Source organism: Kolteria novifilia (assembly GCA_007748055.1).
Taxonomy (GTDB): domain Bacteria; phylum Planctomycetota; class Planctomycetia; order Kolteriales; family Kolteriaceae; genus Kolteria; species Kolteria novifilia.
Genome location: CP036279.1, coordinates 4,978,842 through 4,996,526, shown reverse-complemented (window position 1 = coordinate 4,996,526; position 17,685 = coordinate 4,978,842). Strand labels below are relative to the sequence as shown.

General features: G+C 62.1%; 13 protein-coding genes. 10 read left to right on the top strand and 3 right to left on the bottom strand.

Annotated elements, in window-relative coordinates; genetic code table 11:
• Positions 1–35 precede the first annotated feature (35 nt).
• The 10 genes from Pan216_RS18375 to lpdA all read left to right on the top strand — a co-directional run bounded on the left by Pan216_RS18375 (position 36) and on the right by lpdA (position 12,484).
• Positions 36–611: a hypothetical protein gene (locus Pan216_RS18375; protein ID WP_145260111.1), complete on the top strand. Its 576-nt coding sequence runs from the start codon at positions 36–38 to the stop codon at positions 609–611.
• Positions 608–2,005: a cbb3-type cytochrome c oxidase subunit I gene (locus tag Pan216_RS18370; RefSeq protein WP_145260109.1), complete on the top strand. Its 1,398-nt coding sequence runs from the start codon at positions 608–610 to the stop codon at positions 2,003–2,005. Before Pan216_RS18375 ends, Pan216_RS18370 begins: the two co-directional genes overlap by 4 nt.
• A 13-nt stretch (positions 2,006–2,018) precedes the next feature.
• On the top strand, positions 2,019–2,816 hold the full coding sequence (locus tag Pan216_RS18365; protein ID WP_145260107.1) for a cbb3-type cytochrome c oxidase subunit II: 798 nt from the start codon (positions 2,019–2,021) through the stop codon (positions 2,814–2,816).
• The gene (locus tag Pan216_RS18360) at positions 2,813–3,292 is read left to right on the top strand and encodes a hypothetical protein (protein ID WP_145260105.1); all 480 of its coding nucleotides are present in this window, start codon (positions 2,813–2,815) and stop codon (positions 3,290–3,292) included. Before Pan216_RS18365 ends, Pan216_RS18360 begins: the two co-directional genes overlap by 4 nt.
• A complete protein-coding gene (locus Pan216_RS18355; protein ID WP_145260103.1) occupies positions 3,285–3,521 on the top strand; it encodes a hypothetical protein in 237 nt (78 codons plus the stop codon). The genes Pan216_RS18360 and Pan216_RS18355 overlap by 8 nt, the downstream gene beginning before the upstream one ends.
• Before the next feature lie 18 nt (positions 3,522–3,539).
• A complete protein-coding gene (locus Pan216_RS18350; protein ID WP_145260101.1) occupies positions 3,540–5,768 on the top strand; it encodes a heavy metal translocating P-type ATPase in 2,229 nt (742 codons plus the stop codon).
• Positions 5,753–6,451: a sulfite exporter TauE/SafE family protein gene (locus Pan216_RS18345; protein WP_145260099.1), complete on the top strand. Its 699-nt coding sequence runs from the start codon at positions 5,753–5,755 to the stop codon at positions 6,449–6,451. The genes Pan216_RS18350 and Pan216_RS18345 overlap by 16 nt, the downstream gene beginning before the upstream one ends.
• A gap of 352 nt (positions 6,452–6,803) precedes the next feature.
• Positions 6,804–9,629: a 2-oxoglutarate dehydrogenase E1 component gene (locus tag Pan216_RS18340; protein ID WP_145260097.1), complete on the top strand. Its 2,826-nt coding sequence runs from the start codon at positions 6,804–6,806 to the stop codon at positions 9,627–9,629.
• 145 nt (positions 9,630–9,774) lie between these two features.
• On the top strand, positions 9,775–11,019 hold the full coding sequence (gene odhB, locus Pan216_RS18335; RefSeq protein ID WP_145260095.1) for a 2-oxoglutarate dehydrogenase complex dihydrolipoyllysine-residue succinyltransferase: 1,245 nt from the start codon (positions 9,775–9,777) through the stop codon (positions 11,017–11,019).
• 76 nt (positions 11,020–11,095) lie between these two features.
• Positions 11,096–12,484, top strand: coding sequence for a dihydrolipoyl dehydrogenase (gene lpdA / locus Pan216_RS18330; protein ID WP_145260093.1), 1,389 nt, complete (start codon positions 11,096–11,098; stop codon positions 12,482–12,484).
• Positions 12,485–12,993: 509 nt separating this feature from the next.
• Here lpdA and Pan216_RS18325 read toward each other — a convergent pair.
• The 3 genes from Pan216_RS18325 to Pan216_RS18315 form a co-directional block, all read right to left on the bottom strand.
• Positions 12,994–14,709, bottom strand: a complete 1,716-nt coding sequence (locus Pan216_RS18325) for a lactonase family protein (protein ID WP_145260091.1) — start codon at positions 14,707–14,709, stop codon at positions 12,994–12,996.
• A gap of 50 nt (positions 14,710–14,759) precedes the next feature.
• Complete coding sequence (locus Pan216_RS18320; RefSeq protein WP_145260089.1) at positions 14,760–16,331, bottom strand: sulfatase family protein; 1,572 nt, start codon at positions 16,329–16,331, stop codon at positions 14,760–14,762.
• Positions 16,332–16,446: 115 nt separating this feature from the next.
• Positions 16,447–17,676: an APC family permease gene (locus tag Pan216_RS18315; RefSeq protein WP_145260087.1), complete on the bottom strand. Its 1,230-nt coding sequence runs from the start codon at positions 17,674–17,676 to the stop codon at positions 16,447–16,449.
• Positions 17,677–17,685 lie beyond the last annotated feature (9 nt).

Here is a 17,685-nt window from a genome sequence, read left to right as displayed (position 1 = left end):
CGCTTGGTCCAACGCCCATGGAATCCACGGATAGAGTGAGCGAGGTTTCCGCGAGCGCGGGTGGAAAACCACCTTGGGCTCCGCGGGGATACTACGCCGCCTACGATCTACTTGCCGGTTCGGTCCTCGGTCTCTTCGGGGCCGCGACTAGTCTCGTCTTCAATATCATCGGCGCTCTGCTCGTCGCTCCTCCGGCTGGGCTTGGACCGGATCCACTCAATCTTATTAGGGTGTACCTCACGTTTCCTCTCGGGGAACCGGCGTTGGCGACCACCAACGGCGTCGCCCTCGCGATCGGGTGTTGCCTCTATCTCGCCACGGGGACCTTGTTGGGCATTCCGTTTCAGATCGCCCAGTCTAAGTGTGTTCCCGATGGCGATTTCGTGAAGCGATTCAAGCTGGTGACCGGTTTGGCCGTCGGACTTTGGATCGTCAACTTCTACCTCATTCTCTCCTGGCTTCAGCCTCTTCTCTTCGGCGGGCGATGGATCGTCGACTTGATTCCGTGGTGGGTAGGTCTAACGACTCACCTCGTCTTCGGTTGGACGATGCTCTTGGTGTATCCGCTCGGTGTCTTTAAGCCCTACAGGCAGTTCGAGAGCAAGACATGACCCAAGCCACGGCTCAGCCTCTGCCCACGCAGAGCCGACCCCTTGTTTGCGAGACGCTCGTCACCCTCTACTTCGTCATGGCGCTCGTCTTCTTCACCGTCGCGTTGACGGCGGGGTTCGTCATGGCGCTGCAACTGGTCTATCACAACCCGCTTCAGGGCATCGAGTTGTTCTCCCCTGGCCGTTGGCGGATGGTTCACACCAACGCCATCGCGTACGGCTTTCTCTCCAACGCGTTTCTCGGCGTGCTTCACTGGTCGATTCCCCGACTGACGATGAAGCCGGTCCTGAGCGTGGCTCTCTCCTGGTTCATTTTCGTCGCGTGGCAGGGGATCGTCCTCGCGACCGCGATCGGCATCCTCTATGGGCAGGCGCAAGCGGTCGAGTGGGGCGAAACGCCGGTCTGGATCGACCCGGTGGCTCAACTTGGGCTCTTGCTCGTCTGCTTCAACTTCGGAGCTCCGATCGTCGCGATGCGGGGACCGATGTATGTCTCGCTGTGGTACTTCGGAGCTGCCTTCGTTTGGACGTTTCTCAACTACGCGATGGGGAACTTTCTGCCTCAGTACTTCATTCCCGGCACCGGAGCCGGCGCCATCATGGGGCTCTTCATCCACGACCTCGTCGGGTTGTGGGTGACGCCGATCGGCTGGGGGATGATGTACTACTTCGTTCCCATCCTCCTGAAGCGACCCATCTGGAGTCACGGTCTGTCGCTGGTTGGATTCTGGGGACTGGCGTTCTTCTATCCGCTCACTGGTGTGCATCACTTTCTCTACACCCCAATACCGATGTTTCTGCAGTACGGAGCGGTCATTTCGACCATCGCGGTCGAGTTCGTCGTGACGACGGTCGTCATCAATTTCTTTGGCACGATCTGGGGCGTGGCGCGGAAGAATCTACGAGAGAACATTCCGATTCGATGGTTCTACACCGGGATGGTTCTCTACTTCGTCACCTGCTTCCAATGCGCGTTCCAGACGACGCTGACTTTTCAAAAGATCATCCACTTTTCCGACTGGGTCGTCGGCCATGCCCACTTGGTCATGCTCGGCGTGTTCGGGTTCTGGGTGATTGGCGTGATGGTCTACCTCTTCCCGCGTCTGCTCGGAACCGAGTGGTGGAGTCGGTCGCTGCTCGAGTGGCAGTTCTGGCTCATGGTCAGCGGCAAGATTCTCATGTTCATCACGCTGACGATCGGTGGGCTTGTCGAGGGGTTCGCGTGGTACAACCTCACCCCTTGGATCGAGACGGTGACGATGGCGGTCCCCTTTTGGGCCTTCCGCGCCTTTACCGGGGTGCTGATCTACGTCGGCAATCTGCTCTTTCTGATCAATATCGTGATGACGTGGTTGAAACGCGAACCAAAGCAACCATCGCTGCAAGCGGCGTGAGGATCGATGATTCATGTTTGAAACGAAGTCGGGTGTTTTCCTGATCGCCGGGCTCTTCTTCTTCGCGATCGCGTTCCTCGGCAACGCGCTGGTGCCGATGATGATGTACCGCGATCTGCCGGAACTGACGGCCGAGCAACTCGTCAATCCCCACGTGATGGAGCACTTTCGCGATCTGAGCGAACGCTACCCGGAATCGTTCGAGGAGCACTTCGTCCTTGGGCCGACAGAAGAGAACTGCGCCGAGGCCCTTCGCCTTGGCCGCAGCGTCTACGTCGGCGAGGCTTGTTGGCACTGTCATAGCCAGTTCGTCCGTCCCGTCGGTAACGAGACCGTCCGTTGGGGGCCCGTCGCCGAGACGTGGGAGTATCAGAACGAACTCCAACGCCCGGTCCTCTTCGGAACCCGCCGGGTCGGTCCCGATCTCAGTCGTGAGGCGGCACGGCGCTCGAACGATTGGCACGCGGCACACTTCTACCGGCCAGTCGATACTTCGCCCGGCTCCGTCATGCCCGAGTATCCCTGGCTCTTCGATGGCGCCGTCTACCGACCGAACAAGCGAGGCCTCGCGCTGATCACCTATATGCAGTTCCTCGGCACCCAGTTGCCCACCTATCCCTACTACGAACGCTGGGAATCCGACCTGGATGGCCTCCATCCGGGAGTAGGCATTCCGAAGGAGCGTTGGGAACAGATGCAAAGGGCCTACCGGGGAGCGGAAGAGGCGAGTACATCCGCTTCCATCGAAGAGGACGACAACACGGACTCCCCCGCGACCGAAGGGGACGAGAAGAAGGAGGACGCTTCATGAGCGGCCGCTTATCTAACGGCCATCGCCAGCGCTTATCCAACGGCCATCGCCAGCGCTGGCTCGGCCGCGTCACCGCGATCCTCGCGGTGGTGATCTTGGCTCCCTGCCTCTACGGATTCAGCGCCAAGTTCGCGGAGTTTGTCGCGACCGCGCAGCACGACGAACTCGGCGTCTTCGCGATTCTCCCCGTGTTCAACTACACGCTCGCGAGTCTCGGCTTCGTGATGCTGATGATCTGGGCGATGTTCCAAGGGATGTTTCGCGACATCGAGCAACCGAAGTACACCATGCTCGAGCAGGAAGCGATGCTCGACGGGGAGTTGCCGGATCGGGATGACGAGGACGACCGCGGGTCGGACGATGGCCCGGATGCTCCTCCTTTCGACGATCCCGATGCAGGCGGATCGACGAGGTCGGAGCCGACGTACGAAGGCGAACGTTCCAGGGAATTGGTCGGAGCGGGACAGCATGACTGACGTGAACGATGAAGGCTCACCGGTGGCGGAGCACGCCTACCATACCTATAGAAGCCATGTGATCCCTCCCTACGTGCGTCTGCTGTGGGTTGGTTTCTACGTCTTCGCGATCTTCTACGTCCTGTGGTTTCTCTTTCCGAGCATCCAACGGGAGTTTCGCGAGGATCTCACCCCGACGTCAGCGGCTCCCGCCCACGTCGAGAGTGCGGAGGAAACGTCTCAACCGTGATGCCGAAGGGGCAGGCTCTTGGACGAACCCGCTAGAGCAGCTTGCCACTATTGCGGCCTGCCGGTCGCTTCCTACTGGTCGCGCAGTCTCCCTCCCGCCGACGAACCCCTCTATTGCTGCTACGGATGTGAACTGGCCGAGGAGATTACCGGGGCCCAAGGCGGCCGAGGGGCGGTCAGCGCCACCCTCGCGAAGCTCTGTCTCGCGATCTTCCTGACCATGAACGTCATGGTCCTGAGCCTGTCTCTTTGGAGCCAGGAGTTCGTCCCGGCGGGATCTCCCGGCGCGTACGGACCGACCTTGCTGAGCCTCTTTCGCTACCTTTGTCTTCTCTTCGCGACCCCGGTCCTCTTGCTGCTCGGCATGCCGCTGGCCGACTCCGCGTTCCGGTCGGCTCTCTCGGGGAGGCCCAGCACCGATCTGTTGCTCGCGGCGGGTGTCCTCGCGGCCTTTGGCTATTCCGTTATCACGACCATCGCGGAGTCGGGTCACGTCTACTTCGACGTCGCGTGCATGGTCCTCGTGATGGTGACCCTCGGTCGTTGGCTCGAGGCTCGCGGCAGGCTCCGCACCACCGAGGCCGTCGAATCGCTAGCCGATCTCCTACCCGAGACTGCCTTGGTCGTTGATGCGGACAACGAGCGATCGCTGCCCCTCGACCAGATCGCGGTGGGAGATCACGTGCGGGTTCTTCCCGGAGAGACAATACCGCTCGACGGCCGAATTCAATCGTCGGAGGCGACCGTCAACGAACAACTCCTGACCGGCGAGAGCATGCCCATCGTCAAACGTCTTGGGGACCGACTTCACGCGGGGAGCGTCGCGATCGACGGGGAAATCCACCTTTGCGTAACCGCGTCGCACTCCGAGGGAACGATCGCCCGGCTCCGGCAAACGCTCCGCGAAGCGTGCGAGTCGCGCGGGCTTTACCAACGCATCGCTGATCGCGTCAGCGCTTGGTTCATCCCTCTGGTAGCGCTGCTGGCCGCCGGGACGTTCGCGTTTCACACCTGGGACCAAGGGCTTGGCTGGGGGATTCGCAGCAGTCTGGCGGTAGTCCTGATCGCGTGCCCCTGTGCCTTGGGGCTCGCAACGCCGCTGGCGATCTGGTCGGCGATGGGACGCGCGGCTCGTCAGGGTGTCCTGTTTCGATCGGGGGAGAGTCTCGAACGTCTCGCGGGCATCAAGGCGATGCGGTTCGACAAGACGGGAACGATCACAACCGGCAAGGCCAGCGTTGCCGATGATTGGATCGCCGATGGGGAACGCTCGCAGGAAACGCTCGGACTCGCGTCGGTGCTCGCGCGGCGATCGAAACACCCTCTCGCCAGCGCGATCGCACGCCACCTCGAACGGGAGACTGGCGAAGCTCCTGGTGGGGAACTGACACAAGTCACGCACGTGCTCGGCCTCGGGATGACGGGGACCCTCGCCGCGACGGGAGAGAGGCTCCTGTTGGGCAGCGGCCGCTTCGTCGCCGAGCGTCTCGAACAAGGGGAGCCGTCGAATCCCTTCGGAGAGGAAGCCTCCGACGAGGCGACGGTCGTCTATTTCGCCGATCGAAGAGGCGTCCGAGCCGCATTCTTGCTGGTGGAAGAAGTCAGGCCCGGTGCGCGGGAGACGCTCGCCCATCTGGTGAGCGATGGCATCGACGTCGCCATCCTCACCGGGGACGAGCGGCGACGTGCCGAGGCGATGGGACGGCAGCTCGGGGTTCCGGTCGAGGGACGGCTCTTGCCGGAAATGAAGCTCCAGGCGATCGAGCGGACGCGCGAACGATATGGGCCGACCGCGATGGTGGGGGATGGTATCAACGACGCCGCGGCGCTGATCGCGAGCGATGTCGGCATCGCGATGGGGGGCGGAGCGGATCTCTTGCGGGCCAATGGCGATGTTTGTTTGCTCACCGAGGACCTCTCGCGGCTCCCATGGGCGATCGGCTTGGCGCGAGCGACGGTGCGGACGATTCGGCGCAACCTCGTCTGGGCGTTCGCCTATAACATCGTGGCGTTGGGCTTCGCGGTCACAGGCCGACTCAATCCGATCATCGCCGCAGTCGCGATGGTCCTCAGTAGTGCGATGGTGGTTGCCAGTTCCCTCCGACTGCGAAGTGCTCGTCTGGTCGGAGAACGCGACCAAGGGGGACGTCCCGGCGGAACCGGCGGAGAGTCCTCTGGCCACGCGGTCGGCGATCGGCCCAGCGGTCGGTCTCGAAAAGTGAAGCGAGTATCATGGTCGAGTGGTTGATGATCTTTGTCAGCGGCGTGCTCGGCTCGTCTCACTGCCTCGGCATGTGCGGCGGGTTCGTGGTGTCGATCGGCAGTAGCGCCCCGACGCCGACCTCGAACCTGGCCCGCCAACTCGTCTACAGTGCCGGACGTCTCTTCACGTACACGTTCCTGGGAGCGGTCGGCGGATTCGTCGGGCTAAGCCTCATCCGCGCGGTGCCGACGCTTGTCCATGGTCAAGCGGTGCTCGCGCTCGTGGCCGGTCTACTCCTCGTGCTCGAGGGAGCGGCCTCGGCAAAGTTGCTGCCCTTTCGGTCCGCCACGGGGAGCACGCGCGGGTGCTTGGCCGGGACGCTGCTATCGGATCTCTTGACGTCGCCACAACTGATGAACTCGTTCCTCGCGGGGGTGTTGACGGGGCTATTGCCTTGCGGGCTCGTTTACGCCTTTCTCGCCCTCGCGGTCAGTTCGGGGAGCATGGTGATTGGCGGGTTGATGATGGCACTGTTCGGGCTCGGGACGGTCCCCACGATGCTGATCGCCGGTTGTGGCAGTTCACTCCTTTCGTTGCGGTTGCGTCGGCACGCGTTCACGATCGCCGCCTACAGCGTCATGGCGACGGGGGCGGTCTCGGTGCTTCGCGGCGTTGCCCTGTTTACCAGCGCGAGCGATCAGCTCGTTGGCTGGCCGCTCTGTGGGTGAGGGCTCCGGGAGGAACTCCCGAGTGCGGCGATCGGGGTCTCTTTCCGCGGGTTCGATGTCGGGGACCAAGCCCGCGACGGTCGGCCTCGGCGTTTGCCTACTCGCGGTCATTCCGACAATTTCGAAGTGTCGAGTCACCTTCCGGCCAGGAACGACTTGAGAATCGTCGCTCGTTCGGTAGGGCTATTATTAGACCGTCCCAAATCCGCTTGGAATGCGCCCCGGCTTTCGGACACTCGGGAAGCCATTTTGGATATAATTCCTCGCGAGACGTTGGCGGGTGACGGAACGGCCGCCAGATGCGACGAAAACTACCGACTGATGCCCTCCCGCGGAGCTCTCCCAGAATCCGATGAGTCAACAAGACCATGGTCCCCTTGGAAACAGCCTGAGTCTCGCGTTCGTCGAGTCGCTCTACGCTGACTACGTTCGCGATCCGAGCTCGGTCTCGTCCGACTGGCAGACCTATTTCCGCCAGTTGACCGCCTCGGCCGGACGCAATGGCTACGCCCAGCTCGGACCGTCCTTTCGGCCCTCGGGCCTCTTCAACCCGCCCTCGGCCGGCGGGCAGAACCGAACCCACGCTCCCGCGGTAGGGCTCTCCGACGCGGTCCTGCAGCACCGAACCGACCAGCTCATTCGGAATTTTCGCGTTCGTGGGCACATCATCGCCGCGATCAATCCTCTCGGTTTTCGGAGGACCGAGCCCCCGCCCGAGATTCTCCCGGAGTTCTACGGGCTTCGGGACGCGGACCTCGATCGCCAAGTCTCCACCGAACGCATCGAGGGCATCGGGGAGGAAATCACCCTTCGCAAACTCCTCGACCTGCTACGCGACACCTACTGCCGAAACATCGGCGTCCAATTCATGCACATCGACGACCTCGCAGTGCGTGAGTGGCTCCAAGAGCGGATGGAAGGGACGCAGAACCGACTCGCCCTGACCCGCGAAGAACAATTCCGCATCCTGACCCGCCTGACCGATGCCGTCATTTTTGAAGAGTTCATCCAGAAGAAATTCGTCGGGGCCAAGAGCTTCTCCCTTGAGGGAGCCGAGAGCCTTATCCCGCTACTCGACTTGGCGATCGAACGAGCCGGCCAACAGGGCATCGACGAGATTGTCCTCGGCATGGCTCACCGGGGTCGACTGAACGTCCTCGCCAACATCCTCGGAAAGAGCCCACGGCAGATCTTTCGCGAATTCGAGGACAACGATCCCGAGTTCCAGCTCGGCGGCGGCGACGTCAAGTACCACCTCGGCTACAGCAGCGACTGGATCACGACCAACTTCCGCACCGTCCACCTTTCGCTCTGCTTCAACCCGAGCCATCTCGAGTTCGTCAACCCCGTGGTGCTCGGCCGGCTCCGCGCCAAGCAGGACCGGACCCGTGACACCGACCGCGAGCACGGTCTGGCGATCCTGATCCACGGCGACGCGGCCTTCGCCGGCGAAGGCGTCGTTCAGGAGACGCTCAATCTCAGCGAGCTGATGGGTTACCACGTCGGTGGCGCGATTCACGTCGTCGTCAACAACCAGATCGGTTTCACGACGCCGCCCGAGGAAGGACGCTCGAGCGTCTACGCGACCGACGTCGCCAAGATGCTCCAGATTCCGATCTTCCACGTCAACGGCGAAGAGCCCGAGGCGGTCGCCCAGGTGGTCTCGCTGGCGCTCGATTTCCGCCGCGAGTTCAAACGTGACGTCGTGATCGACATGTACTGCTTCCGCCGTCGCGGTCACAACGAGGGAGACGAGCCCTCGTTCACGCAGCCGAAGCTCTATCGGCTCATCGCCAACAAGCCGCCGGTGCGCGAGGACTATCTCGAACATCTGCTCGGGTTGGGCGAGGTGACCAAGGAGGAAGCCGAGCAGATCGCGATTGAGCGACGCAAGCAGCTCGAGTCGGAGCTTTCGGTCGCGCGCAGCGACCCGAAGATGCGCCGCGAGGGCGACATTCACGGCATCTGGAAGGGCTATGTTGGCGGTTTGGAAGACTCCGTCCCCGACGTCGACACCGGGATCGAGCCCGAGCGGCTCAAATCGCTCTTGCTCAAGCAAACGGAACTGCCGGAGGGCTTTCGCCCGCACCGAAACATCCAGCGGCTGATGAAAGTACGCAAGGAGATGGCCGAGGGGCACCGCTCGCTCGACTGGTCGACCGCCGAGGCGGCCGCGTTCGCCTCGATCGCGACCGCCGGTTTCCGTATTCGGTTCTCGGGGCAGGACTCCGGACGCGGCACGTTCAGCCAACGTCACGCCTGGCTCCACGACAACAACGACGGACGCGCCTATTGTCCGCTCCAGCACCTTGACCCGGAACAGGCTCCGGTCGAGATTATCAACAGCCCGCTCTCGGAGAACGGCGTCCTCGGTTTCGAGTACGGCTACAGTCTCGACTGCCCCGATGGGCTCATTCTCTGGGAGGCCCAGTTCGGCGACTTCGCCAACGCCGCGCAGGTGATCATCGACCAATTCATCGCCAGTGCCGAGGACAAATGGCACCGGCTGAGCGGTCTGGTTCTCCTCTTGCCGCACAGCTTCGAGGGCATGGGGCCCGAGCATTCCAGTGCCCGGCTCGAGCGGTTCCTACAACTGGCGGCGCGGCACAACATCCAGGTCGTCAATTGCACGACGCCGGCCCAGTACTTCCATCTGCTGCGACGACAGGTCTTGCGACGGTGGCGCAAGCCGCTGGTCATCATGACGCCGAAGAGTCTGTTGCGCAATCCCCGGGCGGTTTCGACGCTCGAGGAGTGTGCCGAGGGACGATTCGGACGCATCCTGACCGACTCCCCCGAGGAGATCGATCCAAAGGATGTCCGGAGTGTCTTGCTCTGTTCGGGCAAGGTCTACTACGACCTCAAGGAACGTCGCGAGCACCTCGAGCGAAAGGATGTCGCGATCATCCGCATCGAGCAGCTTTATCCGCTGAACAACAAGGAACTGAGCGCCGCGCTTTCCGCCTACCCGAAAGAGGCTCCGGCCCTCTGGGTCCAGGAGGAGCCCGCCAACATGGGGGCTTGGCGTTACATGCGGGTCAAACTCGGCAAGTCGCTCTTCGGGCGACGTTTCAGCGGCGTGACGCGACCCAAATCTTCCAGCCCCGCCACCGGCTCGGCGAGCAGTCACCGACTCGAGCAAGAGAAGCTGATGAACGAAGCGTTCGCCGAGAAGTGATTCCCGTATTTCCCGGTCGATTAGGCTTGGGGACGTCTGGCGATTCCCGTAAGTCAAGATCGAAGCGGTAGGAGAGAGTGTCGCGACAGCGCGTCGCAACGCCGAGTGAATTCGCCGAACTAGCCGCGAGACGACAGAAAGCATCATGGTCACTGAACTGCAAGTCCCCGAGGCGGGAGAATCGATCACCGAAGTCGAGATTGGCAACTGGCTCTTCGCCGAAGGGGACGTCGTCGAGAAGGACGAAACCCTCGTCGAGATCGACACCGCCAAGGCCGTCCTTGAAGTTCCTTCGCCGATTCGTGGTCGCTTGGTCAAGATCCTCAAAAAGGAGGGGGATCCGGCCGCCGTGGGTGACATCATCGCCCATCTTGAGGAAGTGAGCGCCTCGGAGGCGTCGACCAAATCGAAAGAGAAACCCTCCGGCGACTCGGCCGGCAAAAGCGCGCCGACCGATTCCGAGAAGGCCGCCCCCGCAACTCCGCCAGCGTCCTCCTCCGCTTCCGGCGAAACCGCTCACGTCATGCCGGCCGCGGCCCACGCTCTCGCCGAGCGGGGTCTCAAGGCCAGCGACGTCACCGCGACCGGTCCGGGCGGGCGACTGCTGAAGGAAGACGTTCTGCGTCACGATGGTGGTTCCAAGGCCGCCTCCGCCGCCGCTCCCAGTCCGTCGAGCGACACCGCCGCGTCGCGGCAAGAGGAAGTCGTCCCGATGACGCTGCTTCGCAAACGCGTCGCCAGCCGTCTGGTCGAAGCCCAGCAAACCGCCGCTCTGCTGACGACCTTCAACGAGGTCGACATGAGCGGCATCATGGCTCTTCGCAAGCAGTATCAAGAGTCGTTCGTCGCCAAGCACGGGATCAAACTCGGCTTCATGTCCTTCTTCGTCAAGGCCGTGATCGAAGCCCTCAAGGATTGCCCCGCGCTCAACGCGGAGATTCGCGGCACCGACATCGTCTATCGCAACTTCTACGACATCGGGATCGCCGTCGGCGGCGGCAAGGGCTTGGTCGTTCCGATCATTCGCAGCGCCGAACGCTTGGGTTTCGCCGAGATTGAGAAGACGATCGCCGATTTCGGCAAGCGAGCCAAGAGTGGTGCCCTTAAAGTCGACGAACTCGAGGGGGGCACCTTCACGATCAGCAACGGCGGCGTCTTCGGTTCGATGCTCTCGACGCCGATCATCAATCCGCCGCAAAGCGGCATTCTCGGGATGCACGCCATCCAAGAGCGCCCCGTCGCCCGCGATGGCCAAGTGGTCATTCGGCCGATGATGTACACGGCGCTCACCTATGACCATCGCATCGTCGATGGTCGCGAAGCGGTCACGTTCCTGGTTCGTATCAAGGAAGTGATTGAGAATCCGGCGCGGATCCTTCTCGAGGTTTAGCAGCCAGCGACAACTCACTTGAAGGTCCGCAACGCGGACTCGGTCGATCGGGGACAGAACGGGAAGCGGGAGTTCGATGGCGGAAGAGCACGATCTGGTTGTCGTCGGTGGTGGACCGGGAGGGTACGTCGCCGCGATCCGCGCCGCCCAACTTGGCATGAACGTCGGCTGTGTCGACGAGAACGAGGTGCTCGGAGGCACCTGCCTGCGTGTCGGCTGCATCCCCAGCAAGGCGATGCTCGAATCGAGCGATCTGTTTCATCTCGCGAAGAAGAAATTCAGCGGTCACGGCATCAAAACCGGCTCCGTCGAACTCGACCTGCCGACGATGCTGGCCCGCAAGGAACGCATTGTCCAGATCATCACCCAGGGCGTGGCGGGGCTCTTCAAAAAGAACGGCGTGACCCACTACAAGGGACGCGGCAAACTCGTCGCCCCCGGCAAGGTGGCGGTCTCCAGCGACCGAGGTGAGGCCGAGCTGACCGCCAAGCACATTATCCTCGCGACCGGGAGTGTGCCGACCTCGCTGCCGGGCATCGAGTTTGACGGCGATCGCATTGGCGGTTCGACCGAAGCGCTCGCCTTCGCCGAAGTCCCGAAACATCTCATCGTGATCGGCGCCGGCTACATCGGCTTGGAACTCGGCTCGGTTTGGAGCCGGCTCGGTGCCGAGGTGACGGTCCTCGAGTACCTCGACCGCATCCTTCCCGGCATGGACTCCGAGATCGCCAAGGAAGCCAAGGCGATCTTCCAGCGGCAGGGACTTCGGTTCGAACTCGGTTCACGCGTCACCGGTGCGAAGGCCGAGGGCGACCAAGTCACTGTCACGCGAGACGGCGCCGACGCCATCGTGGGGGATCGCGTCCTCGTCTCCGTCGGGCGCAAGCCGAACACCGCAGGACTTGGGCTCGAGGAAGTTGGCGTCAAGCTGGCCAAGCGAGGTCAAGTCGAGGTCGACGACGCGTTCCGTACTTCCGTCGAGGGTGTTTACGCGATCGGCGACTTGATCCGCGGGCCGATGCTCGCCCACAAGGCGGAAGAGGAGGGGATCGCTTGTGTCGAGATGATCGGCACCGGTTACGGGCACGTGAACTACGATGCCATCCCTGGCGTTTGCTACACCGAACCGGAGATCGCCTCGGTCGGCAAGACCGAAGATGAACTCAAGGAGTCGGGGGTTCCCTACCGTGTCGGAAGCTTCCCTTTCGCCGCCAACGCTCGGGCGCGCGTCCTGACTCACACCGAGGGTCGGGTCAAGATCCTCGCTCACCAAGAGACCGATCGCATCCTCGGCGTTCATATTCTCGGTCCCCGCGCCGGTGACTTGATCGCCGAGGCCGCGGTCGCGATCGAGTTCGGGGCAAGCGCCGAAGACATCGCGCGTTCCTCGCATGCTCATCCCACGCTCGCCGAAGTCGTCAAGGAGGCCGCCTTCGCGGTCGACAATCGCGCGATTCACTTCTGAGCGTTTGCGCGTCCATACCGTCAGATTCGCGCAAAACGTGACTTCAGCAATGCTGCACCGCACAGTATTTTTTGGCTCGTTATGTTGGCGATGTGGCCCGCAAGGCGCGGCTTCTGAGGAACCGAATGCCATGAAGATTGAGAAACTCACGCTCGATCGGTTCGGGCCATTCGAGAAGACGGTCTTTCCTTTGCTTCCTCCTCGGAATTTGTGGGGCATCTCTTGGCTGTTTTGATGTCGAGGGGGCCCATTCTTCGGGAAAAACCGATGCTCTTGACTTCGGAGGCCAACTGCCCGTTCGACCGCCCCTTTGGGACCCAAAGATTCGTGAATAGAGCCAAAGAATTTTGGGTGGGTCTTGCCAAACGGGGAGAAAAGAACGTAGTCCCGGGAACTCCCAATAGTCGAGTGCCGAAGACAAAAGGGTCCGGTAGAAAGAAGAAGCACGCGGCAAAGAAATGTCGTCGCAAATCCACGTCGTGATACCAACGATTTGGAACGATAGATCGCTAGTGCTCAGTAGTCGACAGCACGATCATGTCGTAGATCTGCTTGTCCCAAGGAATCGACGCCGCCTTGCTCAGGCCGCCATCGTCGCCGACTTCGTAGGCGGTCAAGGTCCCTGCCTTGGTCGCGGAGACCAGCAGATGGCGCTCGTCTGGCGTCAGTTGGAGACACCAGGGAATGGTGTCCGCTTCGGTCATTCCGAGAAACTCAAGCGAACCGTCACCGCCGACCTTGTAGCGACAGATCGCGTTCGGCTGGCCCGGTTTTCCCCCACGCAGACCGGTGAAAAGGTAGTTCCCGCCGCGCGTCAGCGCGATGTCCGACGCCGTCTGCCCAGCTTGTGGTGGTCCGTCCTGGACCGCCGCCGACTCCACGAACGTTAGCGAGCCATCCTTTTCCAGGCGAAAGGAAGAGGCGCCGAGCCCCTGTTCGTTGCTGAAGAAAACGTAGGGCCTGGTCGGATGAAACGCCACATGACGCGGGCCGATTCCGTTCGGCGGCGTGATCATTCCTTTGGGATGTGGTGTCAGTTCGCCCGTCTTCTTGTTGAAGCGGTACTGGTGCAGGGCGTTTTGATCCTTCACGTAGGGGACGTACGCAAAGCGGTTGTCGGGGGTGGTGAGGATCGCGTGAGCCTTGTCCCGGCCCTCGAAGCGATTTGAGACCACCTTCCCCGGAATGCCCTGGTCGCCGAGGGCGAAGACGTCGCTGTGGCCTTCGCTGTACGAACCACCGAGAAGAAACCGGCGCGAGCGGTCGAGACCGAGGTACGAGTAGCCGTGAGCGGTCTCGAACGGAACCTTCTCGGCGACCGCTCCGTCGTCGTTCAACTTGATGACATAGCCCCGGCCGCCTCCTTTCGCCTTTGGCCGTGAGTCAACCGCGTAGATCACGCGATGTTCGGGATGATACGCCACTGGACCGGCAGCGAGCCCAAGGGGCTCACGGTGGATCACCTCGAGTGTGGGAGTCCCCGTCGCGGTCGACATCCTGGCCGTGAGCAACTCCTTGGTCGCCCGACTGGGACCGTAGATGAGCGTCTCGCCCGTCGACGCGGGCAGCCAAGCGCGGACGTCGTCGATGAGGAGTCCATCCCCAACGACGGTGAAGCCGAAGTCGGTCTTGGTGAGATGTCCGATTCCCGGCGTCTTGAGCGTCCCCAAGGTGTTCCCGTCGAGGGCGACGCTCAAGGTCTCGCCGATCATGGAGACCTTGAGGCGGTACCACTTGCCGCTCTCGAGCTTGACGGGGATCTGTTTCTGCTTGTCGGCGAGCTTTGTGAGCGTCGGGGCTCGTTTGGCCTTGTCACGCAAGAGCTTGAAGTTCGCGTTTTCCATGAATCCGGTCTTGTCGTCCCGCAAGAGGATCTGGGACTTCGACACCGAGACCCGGCAAAGATGGCCGGCATGCGCGCCGCGGTAGTAGCGATCATCGATCACGACGTTGAACGACTTGCTGCCTTGGAACTGAAAGCGAAACTCGAGGATGAGGTCGGCAAAGTCGAGATAGGTTTGCGTCACCGCGCCGTGACCGTCCTTGGGATCTTCCGCTCCCCGCAGGGCTCCCTCCTCGATTCGGAACGACCCGATCGGCGAATGCCACGCGTTCCCCACCTCGTTTCGCGAGAAATCGTCCTCGAAGACGAGCCTGGGCTCGGCGGCGAGGAGGGGCGTGGCGAATACGGCGCTGACGACAATCGAACGGAGAAAGGTCTTCATCGTAGGTTCTTTCGAGATCCTAGGACTCGGGGGAGTGAACGGAGAGATGACTACTTGTTCAAATCCGGCGGTGGGTTGAAGAACTCGTTGGGGAAGAGGCCTTGCTTGGCGCGGTCGCGGAGACGCCAGGGATACCACTTGCCGCGATCCCTGAGCAGCGGAAGCTGGTCGCCGCTGGTCTCGCGGAGCATGGCGAAGAGCTGATCGTTGAACTGCTCGGCGAGCTTCCTGTGCTTCGGATCGTTGATGAGATTGGTCGTCTCGTGTGGATCGGCCTTGAGATCGTAGAGCTCGTTGGTGTCCCACAGGCCGTGGTAGCGAATGTACTTGTAGCGGTCGGTTCGCAAGGCGTGCAGCGTCGGCGTGTGCGGGTAGTTCCACTCCCAGAAGTACTCGTAGAGCAGGGCGTCGCGCCAGGGGATCTCCTTGCTCTGAGCCAAGGGGAGGAAGCTCGTTCCGTCCATCTGCTTCGGTGTTTCGACGCCGGCGACCGCGAGGAGTGTCGGGCCGATGTCGATGTTGGCGACGATCTCGTCGACCTCGGTTCCCTTCGGCAGCCCCTTCGGCCAACGAGCCAAGAGCGGCACTCGCATGGAGGCTTCGTACGCGGCGCGCTTGTCGATGAGACCGTGCTCGCCGAACTGAAAGCCGTTGTCGCCCATGTAAACGACGAGGGTCGAGTCGAGCTCGCCGCGCTTCTCAAGGAAGTCGAGGATCCGACCCAAGCTGTCGTCGACCGCGAGCAGCGTCTCGCAGTAGCGCTGGTAGTAGGCGTTGAGGTCGAAGTCCTTGAGGTTATAGGCGTAGTCGACGCCGTGACGGCTGTTGCGTTGGTTCTTAAGCCACATCGGCTTGTCGTCATAGTTTTCCGGCGTGTTGGCGTAGGTTACCGGCAGCTTCATCTTGGTCTTCGCGTAGCGACCCTTGTGACGGTCGGCGGCGACGAAGTCGGAGTGAACCGCCTTGTGCGAGAGATAGACGAAGTAGGGTTTGTCGCTCTTGCGACCCTTGATCCAGTCGATCGTGTAGTCGGTCAGCTCGTCGGTGATGTAGCCCTTTTGTGGAACTCGCTTGCCGTTGATGTTGTAGCCGCCGTAGTGCGTCTGCGGAACGACGCGGGTGGTGCCGTGGCCGTCGGGCCAATAGGTGCCCTGGCCGCGAAAGCTGACCCAGTGGTCGAAGCCGCGCTGGGGATCATCGACATCCCCCATGTGCCACTTGCCGATGCAGGCCGTCTCATAGCCGACTTCCTGGAGGTACTCGGGGAAGAACCGCAGCGAGGGATCGACCGGGTTGTAGTTGTCGACGACGCGGTGATTGTGGGCGTACTGGCCGGTCAGGATCGACGCGCGGCTCGGCGAGCAGAGCGACGTCGTCACGAACGCGTTCGCGAAGGTGACGCCCTCGTCGTGCAGCCGATCCATGTTGGGCGTTTCGAGAAAGGGATGATCCATGAACCCGACCGCGTCCCAGCGCTGATCGTCGGTGAGGATGAAAATGATGTTGGGCAACTCGGCCGGCTTGGAAGGATCCTCCGCCAACGCGACGCCCGCGGTCAGCGCGACGATCACGCTCGCGAGCCACTTCGAATTTCCGGTGAAGGTACGTACTTGTCGATCCATTCCGGTTCCCTGATCAGTCGATTCCACTGGTTGTCGGCGCGCCGAAGAGGCTCTACCCTCTCGCACAAACTCCCGTCGGTCAACGAGGAAGTCGCGATCGCGGCAATCGGTCGCTTCATAGGAGAGATCCGAGGCGAACGAGCAGAATCCCCACGCAAGCGGCGCAGCCCGAAAGAGGGAGCCAACGGGGATACGATGGGACTCGGCCACCAGGATGAGGCGTCGTTCCCTTGAGTCGCCATAGAGCCGCGTTGATGAGGGCGAAGATGATCAACAGGATGGTGCTGGTCATCTTCGCGAGGGGGACCAGCGGAAACCAAAGAGCCAAAATGAGGACGGTGACGGTGATGGCGAACGTGCTCTCGAGGGGGGTGCGTGTCCAGGGATGGACACGGCCGAAGATGCGCGGGGCGCAATGTTTTTGGGAAAGGCCAAAGACGACGCGCGACGCCATGACGATCTGGACGAGGGCTCCATTGACGCCCGCCAGCATGCCGATGATCGTGATGGAGTCCGCGCCGAGTCGCCAATCGCCAAAGACGAGCGCCAATGGCGAAGGGCTTTCCGCGAGTTCCGCGGTCGTGGCGCTGAGCACGACGACGAGGGAGATCAGCACGTAGAGCAGTGAGGTCGCGAGCACGGAAATCAGGATCGCCGACGGGAGATTGTGCTCCGGTTCCTTCACTTCTTCGGCGACGTTGACCATGTCCTCGAAGCCGATGAACGAGTAGAAGGCGAGATAGGCGCCGAATAGAACGCCCAGCGAGCCAACCGTGACGTCGGCCGGGATGAACTCCCGCCATCGGGTCGGAAGCTCGCCCAATCGTGGACTGCCGAGGAGTAGTACGAGCAATAGCCCCCCTATTTCGATCAGCGTGATCACCAAGGCGAGCGAGGCCGATGCCTTGATGCCCCAGGCGGTGATCAAACCCAAGGCCACGACGCTGACCGCGATGATGGGCCACTTCGGCACGATGGCGAACTCTTGCATGAACTCGGCGAGGGCATTGGCGAGCGTCGCCGCCGAGACGACCCCGGTGGCGATCACCATCCATCCCACGAGAGCGGAGAGCCACTGAAGCCCAAAGGCCTCGCGGACGTAGTGGGCCTCCCCCGCGCTGTAGGGGAATCGCGCCGAGAGTTCGGCGAAGGAGAAGGCACTCAATAGGGCGATGACCGCCGCGACCAGAAAAGCGAGCGGCGTGAGCATTCCCGCCGTGGCCGCCACCTTGCCCGTCAACGCGTAGAAACCTCCTCCGACAATAGTGCCGAGGCCGTAGATGGTGACCATCGGTAAGCCGAGGGTGCGGTTGAGCGTTGTCGACTCGTCGCGAGTTGCCGTCATTGCTCGAGC

Bases quoted from the DNA above. Each gene is read 5' to 3' on its own strand.
- odhB (WP_145260095.1), top strand. From the start codon at position 9,775: ATGGTCACTGAACTGCAAGTCCCCGAGGCGGGAGAATCGATCACCGAA.
- Pan216_RS18345 (WP_145260099.1), top strand. From the start codon at position 5,753: ATGGTCGAGTGGTTGATGATCTTTGTCAGCGGCGTGCTCGGCTCGTCT.
- Pan216_RS18315 (WP_145260087.1), bottom strand. From the start codon at position 17,676: ATGACGGCAACTCGCGACGAGTCGACAACGCTCAACCGCACCCTCGGC.
- Pan216_RS18360 (WP_145260105.1), top strand. From the start codon at position 2,813: ATGAGCGGCCGCTTATCTAACGGCCATCGCCAGCGCTTATCCAACGGC.
- Pan216_RS18370 (WP_145260109.1), top strand. From the start codon at position 608: ATGACCCAAGCCACGGCTCAGCCTCTGCCCACGCAGAGCCGACCCCTT.
- Pan216_RS18325 (WP_145260091.1), bottom strand. From the start codon at position 14,709: ATGAAGACCTTTCTCCGTTCGATTGTCGTCAGCGCCGTATTCGCCACG.
- Pan216_RS18355 (WP_145260103.1), top strand. From the start codon at position 3,285: ATGACTGACGTGAACGATGAAGGCTCACCGGTGGCGGAGCACGCCTAC.
- lpdA (WP_145260093.1), top strand. From the start codon at position 11,096: ATGGCGGAAGAGCACGATCTGGTTGTCGTCGGTGGTGGACCGGGAGGG.
- Pan216_RS18320 (WP_145260089.1), bottom strand. From the start codon at position 16,331: ATGGATCGACAAGTACGTACCTTCACCGGAAATTCGAAGTGGCTCGCG.
- Pan216_RS18365 (WP_145260107.1), top strand. From the start codon at position 2,019: ATGTTTGAAACGAAGTCGGGTGTTTTCCTGATCGCCGGGCTCTTCTTC.
- Pan216_RS18340 (WP_145260097.1), top strand. From the start codon at position 6,804: ATGAGTCAACAAGACCATGGTCCCCTTGGAAACAGCCTGAGTCTCGCG.